This is a genomic window from Geodermatophilus sp. SYSU D00697 (assembly GCF_054050175.1).
On record NZ_JBJGYV010000003.1, the window covers coordinates 154,510 to 172,990 of the forward strand.

At 76.6% G+C, this 18,481-nt stretch carries 21 protein-coding genes; 13 read left to right on the forward strand and 8 right to left on the reverse strand.

Translation table 11 applies throughout. The features are described 5' to 3' along the window. Positions 1 to 4: 4 nt before the first annotated feature. On the reverse strand, positions 5 to 979 hold the full coding sequence (dapD, locus tag ACI79C_RS04390) for a 2,3,4,5-tetrahydropyridine-2,6-dicarboxylate N-succinyltransferase (protein WP_456944400.1): 975 nt from the start codon (positions 977 to 979) through the stop codon (positions 5 to 7). 138 nt (positions 980 to 1,117) lie between these two features. On the opposite strand from dapD, the gene dapE reads away from it, so the two are divergent. From dapE to ACI79C_RS04420, 6 genes are all read left to right on the forward strand, one after another. After that, entirely contained in the window at positions 1,118 to 2,218 is a 1,101-nt protein-coding gene (gene dapE, locus ACI79C_RS04395; RefSeq protein WP_456944401.1) for a succinyl-diaminopimelate desuccinylase, read from the forward strand. Between the two features lie 12 nt (positions 2,219 to 2,230). Continuing rightward, positions 2,231 to 3,064 (forward strand): LOG family protein, encoded by an 834-nt coding sequence (locus tag ACI79C_RS04400; protein WP_456944402.1) that lies wholly within the window; start codon positions 2,231 to 2,233, stop codon positions 3,062 to 3,064. A 10-nt stretch (positions 3,065 to 3,074) separates the two neighbouring features. Beyond that, on the forward strand, positions 3,075 to 3,440 hold the full coding sequence (locus ACI79C_RS04405; RefSeq protein ID WP_456944403.1) for a DivIVA domain-containing protein: 366 nt from the start codon (positions 3,075 to 3,077) through the stop codon (positions 3,438 to 3,440). Beyond that, positions 3,433 to 3,891: an SRPBCC family protein gene (locus tag ACI79C_RS04410; protein WP_456944404.1), complete on the forward strand. Its 459-nt coding sequence runs from the start codon at positions 3,433 to 3,435 to the stop codon at positions 3,889 to 3,891. The genes ACI79C_RS04405 and ACI79C_RS04410 overlap by 8 nt, the downstream gene beginning before the upstream one ends. Further along, a complete protein-coding gene (locus ACI79C_RS04415; protein WP_456944405.1) occupies positions 3,888 to 4,583 on the forward strand; it encodes a DNA alkylation repair protein in 696 nt (231 codons plus the stop codon). The genes ACI79C_RS04410 and ACI79C_RS04415 overlap by 4 nt, the downstream gene beginning before the upstream one ends. Positions 4,584 to 4,644: 61 nt before the next feature. Next, positions 4,645 to 5,454 (forward strand): MerR family transcriptional regulator, encoded by an 810-nt coding sequence (locus ACI79C_RS04420; protein WP_456944530.1) that lies wholly within the window; start codon positions 4,645 to 4,647, stop codon positions 5,452 to 5,454. 10 nt (positions 5,455 to 5,464) lie between these two features. On the opposite strand, the gene ACI79C_RS04425 is transcribed toward ACI79C_RS04420, so the two are convergent. The 4 genes from ACI79C_RS04425 to ACI79C_RS04440 are packed head-to-tail and all read right to left on the reverse strand — an operon-like array spanning position 5,465 to position 7,656. After that, positions 5,465 to 5,800, reverse strand: coding sequence for a hypothetical protein (locus ACI79C_RS04425; RefSeq protein WP_456944406.1), 336 nt, complete (start codon positions 5,798 to 5,800; stop codon positions 5,465 to 5,467). Between the two features lie 4 nt (positions 5,801 to 5,804). Next, positions 5,805 to 6,545, reverse strand: a complete 741-nt coding sequence (locus ACI79C_RS04430; RefSeq protein WP_456944407.1) for a cytochrome c oxidase assembly protein — start codon at positions 6,543 to 6,545, stop codon at positions 5,805 to 5,807. Further along, on the reverse strand, positions 6,542 to 6,997 hold the full coding sequence (locus ACI79C_RS04435; RefSeq protein ID WP_456944408.1) for a DUF2243 domain-containing protein: 456 nt from the start codon (positions 6,995 to 6,997) through the stop codon (positions 6,542 to 6,544). The genes ACI79C_RS04430 and ACI79C_RS04435 overlap by 4 nt, the downstream gene beginning before the upstream one ends. A gap of 38 nt (positions 6,998 to 7,035) precedes the next feature. Then, positions 7,036 to 7,656, reverse strand: coding sequence for a LysE family translocator (locus tag ACI79C_RS04440; protein WP_456944409.1), 621 nt, complete (start codon positions 7,654 to 7,656; stop codon positions 7,036 to 7,038). A gap of 76 nt (positions 7,657 to 7,732) precedes the next feature. On the opposite strand from ACI79C_RS04440, the gene ACI79C_RS04445 reads away from it, so the two are divergent. Further along, entirely contained in the window at positions 7,733 to 8,638 is a 906-nt protein-coding gene (locus tag ACI79C_RS04445; protein ID WP_456944410.1) for a DMT family transporter, read from the forward strand. 10 nt (positions 8,639 to 8,648) lie between these two features. Here the strand turns inward: ACI79C_RS04445 and ACI79C_RS04450 are convergent, their stop codons facing one another. Continuing rightward, entirely contained in the window at positions 8,649 to 10,154 is a 1,506-nt protein-coding gene (locus tag ACI79C_RS04450) for a glycosyltransferase family 39 protein (protein ID WP_456944411.1), read from the reverse strand. Between the two features lie 47 nt (positions 10,155 to 10,201). Here ACI79C_RS04450 and ACI79C_RS04455 point away from each other — a divergent pair, with 47 nt between their 5' ends. From ACI79C_RS04455 to ACI79C_RS04470, 4 genes are all read left to right on the forward strand, one after another. Then, on the forward strand, positions 10,202 to 10,771 hold the full coding sequence (locus ACI79C_RS04455) for a DNA-3-methyladenine glycosylase I (RefSeq protein WP_456944412.1): 570 nt from the start codon (positions 10,202 to 10,204) through the stop codon (positions 10,769 to 10,771). A 99-nt stretch (positions 10,772 to 10,870) separates the two neighbouring features. Next, positions 10,871 to 11,038 carry a DUF3117 domain-containing protein gene (locus ACI79C_RS04460; protein ID WP_012947303.1) on the forward strand — a complete coding sequence of 56 codons (168 nt, stop codon included), beginning with the start codon at positions 10,871 to 10,873 and terminating at the stop codon, positions 11,036 to 11,038. Between the two features lie 122 nt (positions 11,039 to 11,160). Then, on the forward strand, positions 11,161 to 12,639 hold the full coding sequence (locus tag ACI79C_RS04465) for a leucyl aminopeptidase family protein (RefSeq protein ID WP_456944413.1): 1,479 nt from the start codon (positions 11,161 to 11,163) through the stop codon (positions 12,637 to 12,639). Further along, positions 12,639 to 14,108 (forward strand): hypothetical protein, encoded by a 1,470-nt coding sequence (locus ACI79C_RS04470; protein WP_456944414.1) that lies wholly within the window; start codon positions 12,639 to 12,641, stop codon positions 14,106 to 14,108. The genes ACI79C_RS04465 and ACI79C_RS04470 overlap by 1 nt, the downstream gene beginning before the upstream one ends. A 291-nt stretch (positions 14,109 to 14,399) precedes the next feature. Here ACI79C_RS04470 and ACI79C_RS04475 read toward each other — a convergent pair whose 3' ends face one another. Together ACI79C_RS04475 and ACI79C_RS04480 are read right to left on the reverse strand one after the other, a co-directional pair. Beyond that, a complete protein-coding gene (locus ACI79C_RS04475) occupies positions 14,400 to 15,623 on the reverse strand; it encodes an acyl-CoA dehydrogenase family protein (RefSeq protein ID WP_456944415.1) in 1,224 nt (407 codons plus the stop codon). Next, the gene (locus ACI79C_RS04480; protein ID WP_456944416.1) at positions 15,620 to 17,122 is read right to left on the reverse strand and encodes a phytoene desaturase family protein; all 1,503 of its coding nucleotides are present in this window, start codon (positions 17,120 to 17,122) and stop codon (positions 15,620 to 15,622) included. Before ACI79C_RS04480 ends, ACI79C_RS04475 begins: the two co-directional genes overlap by 4 nt. Positions 17,123 to 17,284: 162 nt before the next feature. On the opposite strand from ACI79C_RS04480, the gene ACI79C_RS04485 reads away from it, so the two are divergent. Together ACI79C_RS04485 and ACI79C_RS04490 are read left to right on the forward strand one after the other, a co-directional pair. Beyond that, positions 17,285 to 17,686 (forward strand): hypothetical protein, encoded by a 402-nt coding sequence (locus ACI79C_RS04485; protein WP_456944417.1) that lies wholly within the window; start codon positions 17,285 to 17,287, stop codon positions 17,684 to 17,686. A gap of 85 nt (positions 17,687 to 17,771) precedes the next feature. Further along, positions 17,772 to 18,461: a DUF6766 family protein gene (locus ACI79C_RS04490; protein WP_456944418.1), complete on the forward strand. Its 690-nt coding sequence runs from the start codon at positions 17,772 to 17,774 to the stop codon at positions 18,459 to 18,461. Positions 18,462 to 18,481: the final 20 nt, after the last annotated feature.

Consider the following 18,481-nt stretch of genomic DNA (forward strand, 5'->3'; position numbering starts at 1 on the left):
GACCTCAGTTCTCGTGCAGCTCGGCGTTGAGCGCGCCCCAGTCGCCGTCCCGGGGGAGCGCCTCGAGGGCGCCGGAGACCGAGTTGCGGCGGAACAGCAACCCGTCGCGCCCCGAGAGCTCCGCGGCCTTCACCACGGAACCGTCGGGCAGGGTCACCCGCGAGCCGGCGGTCACGTAGCAGCCGGCCTCGACGACGCACCTGTCGCCGAGGGAGATCCCGATGCCGGCGTTGGCGCCGAGCAGGCACCCCGACCCGATCGAGATGACCTGCTTCCCGCCGCCGGAGAGGGTGCCCATGATCGAGGCGCCCCCGCCGATGTCACTGTCGGCCCCGACGACGACGCCGGCGCTGATCCGGCCCTCCACCATCGACGGGCCCAGCGTCCCGGCGTTGAAGTTGACGAAGCCCTCGTGCATGACCGTCGTCCCCTCGGCGAGGTGGGCGCCCAGCCGCACCCGGTCGCCGTCGGCGACCCGCACGCCGGAGGGGATGACGTAGTCGACCATCCGCGGGAACTTGTCGACGCCGTACACGGTCACCTGGCCGTGGGCCGCGCGCAGCCGGTGCGCGTTGAACGACGCGGCCTCGACCGGGCCGGCGCTGGTCCAGGCGACGTTGGTGAGCAGCCCGAAGACCCCGGTCATGTCGGCGCCGTGCGGGCGGATCAGCCGGTGCGAGAGCAGGTGCAGGCGCAGCCAGACGTCGTGGGTGTCGACCGGCGGCGCGGACAGGTCGGGGATCACGGTGCGGACGGCGATCACCTCGACCCCGCGGGCCTCGTCGCGGCGCACCAGGCCGCCGTAGTCGGGGCCCAGCTCGCCGGAGAGCTCCAGCGCGCCCAGGCGGGTGGTCCCGGCGACCGACCCCTCGGGGGCGCCCAGGCGCGGCTCGGGGTACCAGGTGTCGAGCACCGTGCCGGAGGGGGTCACGGTGGCCAGGCCGGCGGCGACGGCGGAGAGCGGGGCGGCGTTCGTCACGGGGACGACGCTACCCAGCACGCAGCCGCACCCGGTCGGCGGCGGGGGACGCACTCGGAGGTGAACGGTGCGCAACCATCCGGCTACGTGGCGCGCTGCGGCGGCCCGCCCACCACGCCGCCCGTAGGCTCGGTGGCCGTGAGTGACCTGCCCGCGCTCGACCTGTCCGCCGACGTCCTCTCCCTGACCCGCGCCCTCGTGGACACGCCGTCGGTGTCGGGGGACGAGGCGGCGCTGGCCGACGCGGTGGAGGCGGCGCTGCGCGGGCTCGGCGGCCTGGAGGTCGAGCGGGTCGGGGACGCCGTCCTGGCCCGCACCACCCTGGACCGGAACAGCCGGGTGGTGCTCGCCGGCCACCTGGACACCGTGCCGATCGCCGACAACCTCCCCAGCCGGGTCGAGGACGGGCGGCTCTACGGCTGCGGCACGAGCGACATGAAGGCCGGCGACGCGGTCATGCTGCGGCTGGCGGGCCGGTTCGGCGTCCCCGGAGCCGAGCCGGCGCACGACCTGACCTTCGTCTTCTACGACAACGAGGAGGTCGAGGCGGTCAAGAACGGCCTCGGCCGGGTCGCCCGGGAGCGCCGCGGCTGGCTCTACGGCGACCTCGCGATCCTCCTCGAGCCCACCGACGGCGAGATCGAGGCCGGCTGCCAGGGCACGCTGCGGGCGGTGCTCGAGGTGCCGGGCCGGCGGGCGCACAGCGCGCGCAGCTGGCTGGGCGTCAACGCGATCCACGGGGCGGCCGGCATCCTCGCCACCCTGGCCGGCTACCGGGCCCGCGAGGTCGAGATCGACGGCTGCACCTACCGCGAGGGGCTCAACGCCGTCCGGGTCGAGGGCGGCGTCGCGGGCAACGTCATCCCCGACGCCTGCGCGGTGACGGTGAACTTCCGCTACGCCCCCGACCGCGACGAGGACGCCGCCGAGGCGCACGTCCGCGACGTCTTCGCCGACGCGGTCGCCGCCGGGGCCACCCTCACCGTCGTCGACAACGCCGGCGGTGCGCCGCCGGGCCTGTCCGAGCCCGCCGCGGCCGCCTTCGTCGCGGCCGTCGGCCGGCCGGCGCGGGCCAAGCTCGGCTGGACCGACGTCGCCCGGTTCGCCGCCTTCGGCATCCCCGCCGTCAACTACGGCCCGGGGGACCCGCAGCTGGCCCACACCCGCGAGGAACACGTCGTCGTCGACCGCCTGCAGCCGGCCGAGGACGCGCTGGTCGCCTACCTCTCGACTCCCTGAGGAGCTCCCACCATGACCGTCGAGTCCAACGGGGGACGCCGTCCCCGCCCGACCCGCCACCGCGGGCCGATCATGCTGCGGGGCGGGGAGCCCGACCCGCGGACCCAGGGGACGACGACCGACCAGCGGCTGCTGGACCGGCGGGGCCCGACCGACTGGGTGCACACCGACCCGTGGCGGGTGCTGCGGATCCAGAGCGAGTTCGTGGAGGGCTTCGGCCTGCTGTCGGAGCTGCCGCGCGCGGTGAGCGTCTTCGGCAGCGCCCGCACGCCGCGCGACTCGCCGCACTACGCCGCCGGGATCGAGATCGGGGCGGCGCTGGCCCGGGCCGGCTACGCGGTGATCACCGGCGGCGGCCCCGGCGCGATGGAGGCGGCCAACCGGGGGGCGTCGGAGTCCGGCGGGCTGTCGGTGGGGCTGGGCATCGAGCTGCCGTTCGAGCAGGAGCTCAACGAGTGGGTCGACGTCGGCATCGCGTTCCGCTACTTCTTCGTCCGCAAGACGATGTTCGTGAAGTACGCGCAGGCCTTCGTCATCCTGCCCGGCGGGTTCGGCACCCTCGACGAGCTGTTCGAGGCGCTCACCCTGGTCCAGACGCGCAAGGTGACCCGCTTCCCCGTGGTCCTCTACGGCAGCGAGTACTGGTCGGGCCTGGTCGGCTGGATCCGGGACACGATGGTCCCGGCGGCGACCATCAAGGGGACCGACCTGGACCTGTTCACCGTCACCGACGACGTCGACGAGGTCGTGCGGGTCGTCCAGGAGGCCGAGGCGGCCCGACAGGCCGGCGAGGAGCTCGGCGGCATGCGCGCCGCGCCGGTCGACAACGCACCCAGCGACGCCTGAGGGCACCACCGTGGTCTCCGTCGCCGTCTTCGTCCTCACCGTCCTGGTGGTCGGTGCGCTGGTGTTCCTCGCCGGCGCGCTGCTGCTCGGCCGGGGGGAGACGCAGCCGCCCGCGGACCTCGACCGGTCACCGGTCGAGCTGCCCGACGACCGGCCGGTCACCGGGGAGGACGTGCGGGGACTGCGGATCTCGGTGACCGCCCGCGGCTACCGGATGACCGAGGTGGACTGGCTGCTGGAGCAGCTCGCGCAGGCCCTCGAGGAGCGCGACGCGGAGCTGGCCGAGCTCCGGTCCCGGCTGGAGTCGGCCACCTCGCAGGGGGACGACGCGCCACCGCCCTCCACCGCAGCGAACGGAGCGCACGCCGATGCCTGAGCTGACCGAGACCGTCGACGTCGACGCACCGCCCGAGCGGGTGTGGGCCGCGCTCACCGACTGGACCCGCCAGGGCGAGTGGATGCTGCTCACCGACGTCGCCACCGTGGACGGCGAGGCCACCGGGGTCGGCGGCCGGCTCGTGGCCCGGACCGGCATCCCCTGGCGGCGCGGCCGGCACCTCGGTGTCGTGGACACCATGGTGATCACCGAGTGGGACCCGCCCCGGCGCGCCGTCGTCCAGCACACCGGGCGCATCGTCCGCGGGCCGGGCATCTTCGAGGTGACCCCGCGCGGGGAGCACGCCACCCTCACCTGGACCGAGCGGCTGTGGCTCCCGTTCGGCCTGCTGGGGCGGCTCGGCTGGCCGCTGGTCCGGCCGTTCGCGGTCGTGGGCGTGCGCCGGTCGCTGCGCCGGTTCGCCGCCTTCGCCGCCCGCCACCCGGGATGACCGGGGCGGCGATCCGCAGCGAGCTCGCCGCGGCGGCCGACCCGGGACGCGCCGAGGGGATGGCCCGCTACTTCCAGGCGCGGCCGGGCGGGTACGGCGAGGGGGACCGCTTCCTCGGCATCGCCGTCCCGGTGCAGCGGCGGGTCGCCCGCCGGCACGCGGCGACGACGTCCCCGGCCGAGGTCGAGGCCCTGCTGCGCAGCCCGCTGCACGAGGAGCGGCTGACCGCGCTGTTCGTGATGGTCGAGCGGTTCGGCGGGGCCGACGCCGCCGGGCGCCGGGACGTCGTCGACCTCTACCTGCGGTGCCGGGCGCACGTGGACAACTGGGACCTGGTCGACGCCTCGGCGCCGTACCTGCTGGGCGAGGTCGAGCCCGCCGTGCTGGACGAGCTGGCGGCGTCGGCGTCGGTGTGGGACCGCCGGATCGCGGTCATGGCCACGTTCGCCGCCGTCCGTGCCGGGCGGTTCGGGCCGACGCTGCACCTGGCCGACCGGCTGTTGGACGACCCGCACGACCTGGTGCACAAGGCCGTCGGGTGGATGCTGCGCGAGGTCGGCAACCGCGACCGGGCGGTGGCCGAGCAGTTCCTGGCACCGCGGTACCGCCGCATGCCGCGCACGATGCTGCGCTACGCGGTCGAGCGGTACCCGCCCGACCGGCGCCGCGCCTACCTCGCCGGAGACGTCTGAACGCCCGGCTCGATCCCGCCCCAGGGGCCGGCCGCAGGCTGCCGGTGCGGACGAGCACCTGCTGCGGGCCGGGGAGTTCCTCTCCCGCACCTGCCTGTCGCCCAAGGCCCTGCGGTTGTACGGCGCGCAGGGCCTGCTCGCGCCCGACCGGACCGACGCCCGGACCGGCTACCGCTGGTACGCCCCGGCACAGGTGGAACGGGCCCGGCTGATCGGGCTGCTGCGGCAGGCCGGCATGCCGCTGGCGCACGTGCGGGCGGTGCTGGACCTGCCCCCGGCCGACCGGCTCGCCGCGGTCGACCGCTGGTGGGACGGCGTCGAGGCCGACCTCGCCCGGCGGCGGGAGCTCGTGACCCATCTGCACCGCCGGCTGGCCGGCGGGCCCGACACCCCGGAGTACACCGTGCACGACGTCGCGCTGCGCACCACCGACGAGCTCACCCTGCTGAGCACCCGGCGGACCACGACCGTCGACGGGCTCGACGCCGTCATCACCTCCGCCCGGGAGGCGATCGAGGCGCACCTCGACGCCTCGGGAGCCGCCCGTGCCGGCGCGTTGCGGGTCGTCTACCACGGCATGGTCACCGAGGACAGCGACGGCCCGGTCGAGGTCGCCGTCCCGTTCACCGGCGCGGTCGAGCCGGTGGCCGACCTGCGCGTGCGCCGGCAGCCCGCCGACCGGGAGGCGGTCACCGTGCTCGCGCGCGGCGAGGCGGAGTTCCCGCGCCTCCTCGACGCCTACGACGCCGTGGCGCGCTGGTGTGACGCCGCCGGCCTGCGCCGGGCGGGCAGCCCCGCCGAGGTCCACCTGACCGGCCGGGACGTCGACCCGGGGGAGCCGCACCTCGAGGTGGCCTGGCCGGTCGCCTGACCCCGCGTGGTCATCCCCGCTGCGAGCGGGCGAACTCCAGGGCCTCCCGTGCCAGCGGCAGGTCGGTGGCCGGCTCGCCGTCGGGGAGGGCGACCCACTCGCGGTAGGGCCGGCCGCGGCCGGTGCCGAACGGGCCGCCCCGGCCGTCGGCCAGCAGCCCGGCCACCCGCGCCTCCGGCAGCTTGAGCACCACCGCCTCCCGGACGACCATCGCGAACGCCGCGCCGTCGACCTTCAGCGCCCGGGAGCCGAACCGGCGCGGGCCGGCGGTGTCGGGCGGGGTCACGTCGGGCTCGCCGGACAGGGCGTCGACGAGGGCGGCGAAGCGGTCAGCGGCGGTCTGCACGCCCTCATGCTGGCGCGGGAGCGGCTCCCGCAGGGCGCCCGGTCGCGCGGACGGCGGCACGGCTGACGTACCAGCGCCGCCACAGCACCGCGGCGACGGCGAGGGTCACGACCGCGCCGCCGTCGTTCATGAGCTGCGCACCCTCCGCGCCGTGCAGCACCCCGGCCGGCGGGTGCGCGTAGAGCCACCTCGCCAGGACGTCGTGGGCGGCGGTGCCGGCCGCCAGCGCGCCCGCGCGGACCCCGACCCCCCGCGGGTGCGGCGCGGGGTCGACCGCGAGCACGGACGCGGTCGCCAGGTAGCCGCTGACCAGCAGGTGCAGGGACACCACCGCCGCCAACCCGGGCCGGTGGGAGGCGGCGGTGTGCAGGCCGGTGCCGTACAGCGCCCACAGCCCCGCGGCGTGCAGGGGGACGGCGACCAGCGGGTCGGTGCCCCAGCGCGGCACCGGCGTGCGCAGCACCCGCGTCAGCCGCCGGGCCGCGGTCACCGGCAGCGCCCGCAGGGCCAGGGTGACCGGCGCGGACAGCACCAGGAGCAGCGGGGCGAGCATCCCGAGCAGCAGGTGCCCGGCCATGTGGGTGTGCAGGTCGCCGTGGGCACCGGCCAGTGCCGCGCCGACAACGGCCGCGGCCCCGCCGAGCAGCCAGGACGCCGTCCGGGCCAGCGGCCACGGCGACCGGCACCGCCATCCGGCCGCCACGTACAGCGCGCCGGCGGCCAGCGCGACGGCGAGCGCGGTCACCGGGCCGGCCGGCGACGGGCACGCAGCAGCAGGACCGCTCCGGCGAGCAGCAGGAGCACCGCGCCGGCGTTCCACGCGAGGTCGTAGCCGGTGAGGTCCACCCCGTAGCGGACCTGGTGCAGGCGCAGCAGCTTGTGGTCGACCACGCCGTCCCACAGCTGGAAGCCACCGGCGCCGAGCAGGACCAGCGCCCACCAGCACCCCTTGTCGAAGGCGCCGCGGCGGCGCAGGTCGGCGGTCAGCGCGAGCCCCGCGACCACCGCCGAGAGGGTCAGCGCGTGCAGGACCCCGTCGGAGACCAGCCCGACCGCGCCGCCGGCCCGGTCGTAGAGGTGGTGCCAGTGCAGCAGCTGGTGGAAGACGATCTCGTCGACCGCACCCATCAGGCCGGCGCCGACCAGCAGTCCCGAGGCCGTGAGACGCTGGCCGGGCACGGGCGGTGCACCGGTCACCGCCGATCCGTGCCCGCTCGCCTGATGCGGAAACCCGCTCAGGCGCGCTCGGTGGCCAGCCGGGCGCCGAAGCCCATCAGGGCGACGCCGGTCAGCGCGTCCAGCCCGCGGCGGACCGGCCGGCGGGCGAGCAGCGCCCGGGCACGGTCCAGCCCCGCCACGAGCAGCAGCAGCCAGGCCAGCCCCAGGACGGCGTGGGTGAGCGCGTAGGCCGCGAGCACCGGCACCGGGGTGCCCGGGCCGAGGAACTGCGGCAGCACCGCGAGGTAGAAGGCGAGCACCTTCGGGTTGGTGATGTTGGAGAGGAAGCCCTGCCGCCAGCCGGCCAGCGCCTGACCGGGGAGCCGCTCGCCGACGGGCAGCGCCGGGTAGCGGCCGCGGACGGCGGAGCGCAGCGCCTGCACGCCGAGCCAGGTGAGGTAGGCGATGCCGATCCAGCGGATGGTCTGGAACAGCGGTTCGACCCGCACGACCAACGCGCCCAGACCGGTCGCGGCGGCGGCGCCCTGCACGACGTTGGACGCGGTCACGCCGCCGGCCGCCCACGCGCCGCGCCGCCGTCCACCCGCGAGGGTGTTCTTGACGACCACGGCGAAGTCCGCGCCCGGCACGAGGACGAGCACGGTCGCGAACACGACGAACGTCCCGTACTGCGACACGCACCCACCGTAGGACGTCAGGGGGGTCGGGCAGGATGTCCGCCGTGAGGTCGTGCAGCGTGGCACGCGGGCAGCGATGAGCCGACGGGGCTGGGCGCTGTTCCTCGCCATGTCGGTCATCTGGGGCATCCCGTACCTGCTCATCAAGGTGGCGGTCGAGGAGGTGTCGCCGGTCGTCGTCGTCGCCGTCCGCTGCGTCCTCGGCGCCGCCCTGCTGCTGCCGTGGACGGTCGCCCGGGGTCAGCTGCGCCCCGCGCTGCGGCACTGGAAGGCGCTGCTGCTGTTCACGGTCCTGGAGATGACCGGGCCCTGGTTGCTCCTGTCCTACGCCGAGCAGACGCTGTCCAGCTCGCTCACCGGGCTGCTGGTGGCCGGTGTGCCGTTCGTCGCGGCGTTGGCCGGGCGGCTGTCGGGGGAGGAGGAGCGGCTCGGCCGGGTGCGCCTGGCCGGCATGGGGCTGGGCGTCGTGGGCATCGCCGTCCTGCTGGGGCTCGACGTCGAGGGGGTCGCCCTGCTGCCGGTGCTGGCGGTGGCCCTGGTCGTCGTCGGCTACGCCACCGCGCCCCTGGTCGTGAGCCGGGCGCTGCCCGACGTCCCCGGTGTCGCGGCGAGCGCGATCGCGCTGACCGTGACCGCGGTCGTCTACCTGCCCTTCGCCGTTCCGCAGCTGGACGAGGTGGCGCAGGCGCCGGGGCGGGCGCTGGGGGCCCTGGTCACCCTCGGCGTGCTGTGCACCGCCGTCGCGCTGGCGCTGTTCTTCGCGCTGATCCGGGAGGTCGGTCCGCAGCGGGCGCTGGTCATCACCTTCCTGAACCCGGCGGTGGCGGTGCTGCTCGGCGTCCTGCTGCTCGACGAGCCGTTCACCCTCGGCCTGGCCGCCGGCCTGCCGCTGGTGGTCGCCGGCTGCGTGCTGGCCACCCGGCGCTCCCCGGTGCGCCGGCAGCGATCCGAGCTCCCCGACGTCGACGCCGCCGTCCCCTGACCTCCGCGGGTCAGCCGAGCCGGCGCAGCTGCGGCCAGATCTGCGACCAGGACACCCGTCGGTCGGTGGCCAGCCGGATGGGCACGCCCTGCTCGTCGTTGTCCAGCCCGACGCCGTTGTCGACCCGCCCGGCCGGTTCCACCCGGGCGAACCAGCGCGCGAGCTCGTCCTCCGGGAACCCGACGGCGACCACCGAGGTCACCGTCTCCGGCGGCGGCCCCCAGTCCCAGTAGGCGTTGTGTCCGCTGTGGGCGGGGCCGAGCCGCGGCGCGTAGCGGTCCACCGCACCGGCCTCGCCGTAGTTGCGGGTGAGGACGGCCACCGGCTCGCCGGCCGGGAGCCGGTCGCGGGCCCGCTGCACCGCCGCGGCGAACGCCGGCCAGCCGACGGTCTCCCCGGCGTCGTAGTTGACGTCGACCACGGGGGTGGCGGCGAGCCGGTCGACCGGGACCACCGGCAACATCAGCACGCCGTCGACGAGCAGGCTCAGCGCGAGCGCGGCGGCCACGGCGGCGGCGCGCGGCCGGCCGGTGCCGGCGCGCACCCACGCCACCACCGGGCCCGCGCCGGCGGCCAGCAGCAGCGGGTAGAGCCCGGCCAGGTAGTAGGGCTTGCCGCCGGTCGCCAGGAACACCGCCGCGAGGAGGACGTAGGCGACGGCGAAGGCCCGCCACGGCCGCAGCGCCGGGTCCCGGACCAGCCGCACCCAGCCGGCGACCCACACCGGCACGAGCAGCGGGCTGACCAGGACCAGCTGGAAGGGCAGGAACAGGTACCAGGGCTCGCTGGTCCCCGAGCTGCCGGCGGCGATCGCCTCGGCCAGCTCCAGCTGGGGCCACCCGTTGGCCGCCTGCCAGAACAGGTTCGGCGACCAGACGGCCAGCGCCAGCGCGCCGCCCAGCCAGGGCCAGGGGGACCGCAGGGCCGACCGCGGCCCCACCGCCAGCACGCCGACCAGCACCGCGGCCAGCAGGAACGCCGGCTGGACCTTGTTGAGCAACGCCAGGCCGGCGACCGCCCCGGTGACCACCCAGACCCGCCCGCCGTCGCGCAGCGCCCGCACCAGCAGCCAGGACAGCGCGGTCCAGGCCAGCAGGTCCAGCGTCGAGGTGGACAGCATGTGACCGACGACCAGGAGGAAGGCCGACACCGCCATCGCCGCCGCGGCGAGCAGCTGCGCCGCGCGCCCGCCGCCGAACTCCCGGGCGAGCAGGCCGGTGAGGACGACGACACCCCCGGCCGCCAGCGCCGCCGGCACCCGGAGGGCGACCAGCGACCCGGGTGCGAGCGCGTCCACCGCCGCGGCCAGCAGCGGGGTCAGCGGCGGCTGGTCGACGTACCCGAACGCCGCCTCCCGGCCGGCCCGCAGGAAGTACAGCTCGTCGCGGTGGGGGCCGTACCGGCCGGCGAGGGCCACGAGGAGCAGCACCACGGCGCCGGCCAGCCCGGCGAGGGGACGCAGGGCCGGGCGGGGGCGCGCCGCCACCGGGGCGGGGGAGGTCGCGGTCGCCGTCACGCCGACGACCGTAGGGCTGTCGGTGCGCCGGGCTAGCGTTCCGCGCCGTGGACCGGATCCGTTGCGCGTGGGCCGACAGCACCCCCGAGTACGTCACCTACCACGACGAGGAGTGGGGCACCCCGCTGCACGGGGACGACCCGCTGTTCGAGCGGCTCTGCCTCGAGGCGTTCCAGTCCGGCCTGTCCTGGATCACCATCCTGCGCAAGCGCCCGGCGTTCCGGGCGGCCTTCGCCGGGTTCGCCATCGACGCGGTGGCCGAGTTCACCGACGAGGACGAGGCGCGGCTGATGGCCGACGCGGGCATCGTGCGCAACCGGGCCAAGGTCCGGGCGGCGATCGCCAACGCGCGGGCCGCGCAGCGGGTGCCGGAGGGCCTGTCGGACCTGCTCTGGTCCTTCGCGCCCACCGGACCCCGGCCCCGGCCGGCCACGCTCGCCGACGTGCCGGCCACGAGCCCGGAGTCGGCCGCGATGGCCAAGGAGCTCAAGCGCCGCGGCTTCGTCTTCGTGGGTCCGACGACGGCCTACGCCCTCATGCAGGCCACCGGGATGGTCGACGACCACGTCGCCGACTGCTTCCGGGCGACCCCCGAAAGGGGCTCGTGTTGGACGTGAGCGCCGGATACGGGATCATGGGGAGCAGAGCTCACGGCATCGACGAGACGCCACACCGCAGCTAGCCGAGGTTGCGGGTGGCCGATGAAGGAGGCACGCATGGCGGCCATGAAGCCGCGCACGGGTGAAGGTCCCCTGGAGGTCACCAAGGAGGGGCGCGGCCTGGTCATGCGCGTACCGCTCGAAGGCGGCGGCCGCCTGGTCGTCGAGCTGTCGCCCGACGAGGCCGCGGCTCTCTCCGAGGCACTGAAGGGCGCGACCAGCTGAACACCGCAGCGCAGCTGCCCCCGGGCAGCCCCGCGCAGGGCGACGCGGCCCCGGTCGCCGGCAGCACGCCGGCGGCCGGGGCCGCGCCGTTGCCGCGGGTCGAGGTCCTGGCATCCCTCCCCGTGCTGGGGGAGGACGACGTCCTGGCCGTGCCGGTCGGGACCGGCGGCGCGCTGCCCGGCTGGCTCTCCGGGCCCGGCGCGCCGGTCGACGCCGAGCTGCTCGCCGGCGCACTCCGCGACACCGGCACCACCGGCCGGCCGGGGACGCACACCGTCCTGCCGGTGCCCGGCCGTCGTCCGCGCAGCGTGGTCGCGGTCGGGGTCGGGGACGCGACGCTGCCCGACCTCCGCAGCTACGTGGGGGCCGCCGTCCGCCGGGCGCAGGCCCTCGCCGAGCACGGCGCCACCCGCCTGGTGCTGCCCGTCGACGACGCCGCCGCGCCCGCCGGCGCGGAGGAGGTGCGCGCCGCCGTCGAGGCCGCGCTGCTGGCCGGCTACCGGTTCCGCGAGACCTCCACACCGCACCCGCCGCGGCTGGCGACGCTCACCGTCGTGGCCGCCGACGCGGGGGACCCCGCCGTGGCCACGGCCGCCCGTGCGGGCGAGGTCGGCGGCCGGGCGGTCGCCTGGGCTCGGGACCTGATCAACACGCCGAGCAACACCAAGAACCCCGCCTGGCTGGCCGAGCAGGCGCTCACCCGGCTGGCCGGGCTGCGGCACGTCACCGTCACCGTGCTCGGCCCCGAGGAGCTCCGCGCCGGCGGTTTCGGCGGCGTCCTCGCCGTCGGCGGCGGCTCGGCGACCCCGCCGCGACTGGTCGTGGCGAGCTACCGTCCGCCGGCCGCGGGGTCCGCCCACCCGGTCCTGGTCGGCAAGGGCATCACCTTCGACACCGGCGGCCTGTCGATCAAGCCCAACGCGGGCATGCGCGAGATGAAGACCGACATGGCCGGCGGCGCCGCCGTGCTGGCCGTGCTCGACGCCGCCGCGCGGCTGGAGCTGCCGATCGCCGTGACCGCCGTCGTCCCGGCCGCGGAGAACGCCGTGTCGGGGTCCGCCTACCGGCCGGCCGACGTCGTCCGGCACGTCGGGGGGCGGACGACGGAGGTGCACAACACCGACGCCGAGGGCCGCATGGTGCTCGCCGACGGGCTGGCCCACGCCCGGCTGCACCTGGGCGCGACCGTGCTGGTCGACGTCGCCACGCTGACCGGGGCGATGAAGGTCGCGCTGGGCACCCGCACCGCGGGCCTCTACGCCACGACCGACGGGCTGGCCGACGCGCTGCGCACCGCCGCGGGCCACGCCGGTGAGCCGGTGTGGCGGATGCCCCTGGCCGAGGAGTACGCCGACCTGCTGGAGAGCACCGTCGCCGACGCCAACAACGCGCCGGGCAACCCGGGCGGCACCACCGCGGCGCTGTTCCTGCGGCCGTTCGCCGGCGACCTGCCCTGGGCCCACCTCGACGTCGCCGGCCCCGCGCGCGCCGGCTCGGACGACGCCGAGATCGTCAAGGGCGGCACCGGCTTCGGTGCCCGCACGCTGCTGCGCTGGCTGGAGGCGGGCGCGCCGGTCGACGCCCCGGTGACCGCCGACTGATGACGGCCGGCGAGCAGAGCGGCGTCGTCTTCCCGCCCGGGCCGGACGGACGGCGCAGCACCGCGGCCCTGGGGCGGGCCGTCGTCGCCGACGCGCTGCGCCCGGTCGACCCGACCGGCGCGGCGGCGGCCGAGCGGGAGACCAACTGGCGGGCCGGGTACCTGACCCACTTCCGCCGGCTGGTCGAGGCGGGGCTGGCCTCGCGCGAGGCCGCGCTGGCCATCGCCGACGGCGGCCTCATCTCGCTGCACGCCCGCATGCGGGTGGCCGGGCCCGGTGGCGCCGAGACGGGCCTGGACACGCTCGCCACCGCGCCGGCCGGACGCGCCCTGGCCACGGCCGAGGTACGCGGCACCGCGGAGCCGGAAGGGGAGCTGTCCCTGCCCTTCCACGGCCGGCGGCTGCGCGGCGACGCCCTGCTGCGGCAGCTGGACACCTGGGTCGCGGCCGGCGTGGTCGAGCCCTCGTGTGCCGAGGCGGTGCGCACGGTGGTGGCCAACCCCGGGTGGCTGTCGCTGCCGGACACCACCGTCGTCGTGCTCGGTGCCGGCGCCGAGATGGGGCCGCTGACCGCGTTGCTGCGCTGGGGCGCGCGCGTGGCCGGCGTCGACCTGCCGCGCGCGCCGCTGTGGGAACGGGTGCTCGACACCGCCCGGCGCGGTGCGGGCACCCTGCTGCTCCCCGCTGCCGCGGAGGGCGCGCCGGTCGCCGCCGGGGCCGGCGCGGACCTCATCACGGAGGTGCCGGCCGTCGCCGAGTGGGTCGCCGGGCTGCCCGGCCGGCCGGTGCTGGGCAACTACGTCTACGCCGACGGCGCCACCAACGTGCGGGTCTCGGTCGCGGTCGACGCGCTCACCGCTCGGCTGGCGGCGGCCCGCCCCGACCTGGCGCTGGCCTTCCTGGCGACGCCGACCGACGTGTTCGCCGTCCCCGCGGAGGCGGTCGAGCAGTCGGTGCGCGCCTACGCCGGCCGGTCGCGCACGGCGAAGCTGCTGGGCCGCCCGCTGCGCACCCTCTCGGCCGGCCGGCTGCTGCAGCGGGCCTACGTGCCGGGCACCGCGCCCGGGATCGCCGACAGCCTCGTCGCCCAGCAGGGCCCCAACTACGCGCTGGCCAAGCGGCTGCAGCGGTGGCGGGCGACGGTCGCGCGCGCCGCGGGGACGACGGTGTCGATGAACGTGGCCCCGCCGACGCGCACCCGATCGGTGGTCAAGAACCGGGCGCTGGCGGCGGCTTACGCCGGGGCGCACCGGTTCGGCGTCGAGGTGTTCGAGCCCGCCACGTCCAACGTGCTGATGGCCGCGCTGCTCGTGCACGACCTGCACACCGGGGGCGGCCCGGCGCGGGAGCACCCGTGGCAGGACGAGGCCGCGGCCGCCGCCCACGGTGGCCTGTGGCGCACCGCCTACTCGCCGCGCAGCGCCCTCGGCCTGGCCGCGCTGCTCGGCTACGGCGCCGCCCGCAGCTGAGCCGGCGGCGGACGTTCGGTGCCTCGATGGCCCGCTGAGAACTGTCCTACCCCGAACGTGGGTTCGACCCGTGACAGCGACGGCTCTGCGGCAGTCTCCCCTGGAGGAGCTGGTGGTCGCCTGGTTCGGCGACCAGCCCCTCCTGGGTCAGCGCCTGCCCGTGTCGACGCTGACGAGGTCGCAGGAGGCCGCCGAACTGCAGCGGGTGCAGCGCGCCGAGGCGATGTGCGCCGCGTACGAGGCCGAGCTGGTCATGGGGCTGGCCGACGACACTCCCGACACCCTGGACCCTCACCCGGACGACGCGACCACCGGGAATGCGAGAGCCGGCGCCCGGACCACCGGCAGCGGACGAGTCACCGACCCAGCTGCCACCGCAGAACGTCGATCCGCCACCGTTCTGACCCGAGCCCGGGGATCCGCCGGAACGTCCGCACGTTCGACGTGTCGCGCACCGGGGGCGGGAGCTCTCAGGAGGCCGACCCCGTGGCTCCGAGTCGGGCGAGCAGTTCCTCCTTGATCGCCGGGCGCGACCCGAAGACGAGCAGGAACACCGCCCTCCCGCGCCGTGCGCTCGGCGGTGCTGCCCTGGACGACGGTGCGGCTGCCCGTGGCCACCGCGAGCACGCCGGCCGCACGGTGGGCGAGCGCGGCTGCGGCGGCTCGCGCACCGGGGAGGTGCTCGGGGCCGGCCGCGTCGAGGCGCGCTCGGGTCGCGGCCAGCTCGTCGTCCAGTGGGGAGGGCCCGACCAGGCGCGCGCAGCGGAGGGTCAGCCCGAGTGCCAGCGAGCCGTTCAGTCGCAGCCCCGCTGCGTCCCGGGCGAGCAGGACCGCGAATGGGGCCGTGTCCACCGTGCGGTGGGCCGGCACCCGGTGCCCGGTCAGCGCCACCTGCACGGTGCAGCTCGCCTGCACCGCCGCCATGCGGTACGGCGTCGTCGCCAGGGTCGCGCTGGGGCGGGCGTCGACCAGGACGAACACCACGTCCTCGCCGTCCCGCGCGGCCACGAGGAGCAGGTCCACCAGGCCCCAGCCGCTCACCCACGGCACGGCACCGTCCAGCACCAGGTCGCCGCGGTCCCTCCGCAGTGTGACCGCGGGCGGTCCCGGCCGCAGGGCCGCCTGCAGCGCGATCCCGGCCCGACGCCGCCCGGTGCACAGGTCGGGGAGGAACTCCTCCCGCAACGGCGGCGCCCCCACCGCCGCGAGGCGACCGACCACCCCCAGGTGCTGCAGCCACACGAAGGTGGTGGCCAGGTCGCCGGCCGCGAGCTCCTCGACGACGGCGGCGACGGTGGCGACGTCGGCGGCCAGACCGCCAGTCTCCGCGGGGCCGGTCAGCCCGTACAGCCCCGCGTCGGCCAGCGCGTCGAGGTGGGCGCGGGGAACGGCCTCGGCGGCCTCGACCGCGGCGGCGGCCGGTGCGAGCAGGTCAGCTGCCAGGTCTCGGGCACGGGAGACGACGTCGGCCGTCTCGCCGTCCTGCGGTGGAGGGGCCTCACCCGGCGTACTCACGCCGGACCGACCAGGCCCGCCACGATCTCGGCCGACAGCGCCACCAGCGGCAGGCCGCCGCCCGGGTGCGAGGACCCCCCGACGAGGAACAGCCCGGGCACCGGCGCGGCGTTGCCGGGGCGCAGGAACGCCGCGCGCGCTCCGTTGCTCGACGTCCCGTAGATCGACCCGCCGACGCTGCGGGTGTCGCGCTCGAGGTCGGCCGGCGTCCGGACGACGCACCAGCGGACCCGGTCGCGGACGTCCAGCCCGCGGCGGGCCAGCACCTCCAGCACGTGGGCGGCGTAGCGGTCGGCGAGGCCGGGAGCGTCCCAGTCGACGCCGGCGGCGGGGTCGTGACGCGGTGCGTTGACCAGGACGAACCACGACTCGCTGTCGTCGTCCGGGCGGGTGGCGGGGTCGTCGGGCGCGCTGACGTAGACGGTCGGGTCGGCCACCGGCCGCGGCGTCCCGCGGCACGAGCCGACGCCGAAGACCGCGTCGAACTCGGCGTCGTAGTCCTCGGGGAACAGGACGGTGTGGTGGGCCAGCCCGGGCGTGCGCCCGCGCAGCGCCAGCAGCAGCACGAAGCCCGACAGCGAGGGGGTGCCGCGGGCGAGGCCGCGGCGCACCCGGCGGGTCGCGGGGGACGGCGGCAGGAGGCCGCCGTAGAGCCCCGCGGCGTCGGCGCCGGAGACGACGACGTCGGCCGGCACCACCTCCCCGCCGGCCAGGCGCACCCCGGCCGCGCGGCCACCCTCCACGAGCACCCGCTCGACCGCGCACCCCGTGCGGACGACGGCCCCCCGCTCGGCCGCCCGCGCCGCGACCGCCTCGGCCAGCCGGCGCAGTCCGCCCCGCACGTACCAGGACCCGAACGCCTGCTCCACGTACGGGACGGTGGCCAGCACCGCGGGCGCCCGCCGTGGGTCGGAGCCGGAGTAGGTGGCGTACCGGTCGAGCAGCGTGCGCAGCCGCGGGTCGCGCAGGTACCTCGCCCCCAGGCCGCGCAGCGTCCGCCACGGCGCCACCGTGCCCACGTCGGAGGTGCTGCGGGCCAGTCGCGCGAGGGTGGCCGCGCCGGCCAGCGGCGAGCGCAGGAACGGCTGCTCGGTGACCCGCCACATCGCCGCCGCCCGTGCCAGCAGGGCGGACCACTGGGCGCCGGCGTCCGGGCCGAGCGCGGCGTCGAGGGCGTCCGGCACGTCGTCGAGCCGGCCGGGCACGGGCAGCGCCGTCCCGTCGGCGAAGCGGTAGGCGACGGCGGGGTCGAGGCGCACCAGGTCGACGGCGTCCTCCAGCGGCCCGCCGGTGGCGGCGAACAGGTCGCGGTAGACCGAGGGGAGCGTCACCAGGCTCGGGCCGGTGTCGAAGCCGTGCCCGTCGCGGGCGTACCAGCCGAGCTTGCCGCCGACCTCCGGCGCCTGCTCGAGCACGGTCACCGCGTGGCCGAGGGCACCGAGCCGCGCCGCAGCGGCCAGCGACCCCAGGCCGGCGCCGACCACCACCACCCGCGCCACGCCGCCACGGTAGCCCGCCCGCGCAGCGGCGCCGTCCGGTTCCGGGCACCCCCCCCCGTCACCCCGGACGGGTGGTGGTCGTTTGGCATGGCCGCGGGCGGGGGTAGGCGCTCGTCCGGTCAGTGACCGCCGGACACGGATGGGGGCGGACAGGAGGCGCCGGTGCCGACCTCGCCGACGAGGGGGCTGGTGGTCGCCGCAGGGCTCGCGGCCGCCACGCTGCTGAGCGGCTGCGCGAGCCTGGAGACCGACGACGTGAGCACGGTGGCCCGGGCGTTCGAGGACGCCTCCGGGGACCCGGAGCAGCGGTGCGAGCTGCTGGCGCCCGCGACCAGAGCCGCGCTGGAGTCCGACGAGTCCGCGCCCTGCGCGGACGCACTCGACCAGATCCCGCTGCAGGGCGGCACCCTGGAGGCGGTCGAGGTCTGGAGTGGGAACGCGCAGGTCCGGCTCAGCGGCGACACCGTGTTCCTCACCGAGACCGACGCCGGGTGGCGGGTGACCGCCGCGGCCTGCCGGCCCCGGGGCGAGGCCCCCTACGACTGTGAGGTGGAGGGGCCGTGAACGGCGTCCGAGGGGTCTTTGTCGGCTTCCTGGTCGTGATCGCGCTCGGGATCGTGTACGTGACCGCGCTGGGGCTGCTGGGTCGATGAGCGCGCCCGACCGCTACGGGTTCCTCCGAGCCAACGCGCTGAGCCTGGCCTTCGGCGCTCTGTTCCTGGTCACCCTCGCCGGCCAGGCGGTGGCCGGCACGGCCGACGTCAACGCCCAGCAGGTCACCAACGGGCTGCCGACCGTCTCGTTCCTCGACTACGTCACCTCGTCGTCCTTCGGCGTGGACGTCATGGAGAACTGGCAGTCGGAGTACCTGCAGTTCTTCCTCTACGTCTTCGCGACCGTCTGGCTGGTCCAGCGGGGGTCGTCGGAGTCGAAGGAGCCCGGCCAGGAGGGCGTCGAGTCCGACCGGGAGCAGATGGTGGGCGAGCACGCCGGTACGGACTCCCCGGTGTGGGCACGGGTCGGCGGCTGGCGGACGACGCTGTTCTCCCGCTCCCTGGGCGTCCTGATGGGCGTGCTCTTCCTGCTCACCTGGGCCGCCTCGTCGGTCGCCGGGTGGGCGGCCTTCAACTCCGAGCAGCTCGCCGAGAAGCAGGACCCGGTCAGCTGGGTCGGCTACCTCGGCGAGGCCGACTTCTGGAACCGGTCGTTCCAGAACTGGCAGTCGGAGATGCTCGCGGTCGGCTCCATGGCGATCTTCGCCGTCTACCTCCGCCAGCGGGGGTCACCGGAGTCCAAGCCGGTGGGCGCCGCACACGCCGACACCGGGCAGACCGGCTGAACCGGCCCCTGCAGGGACCC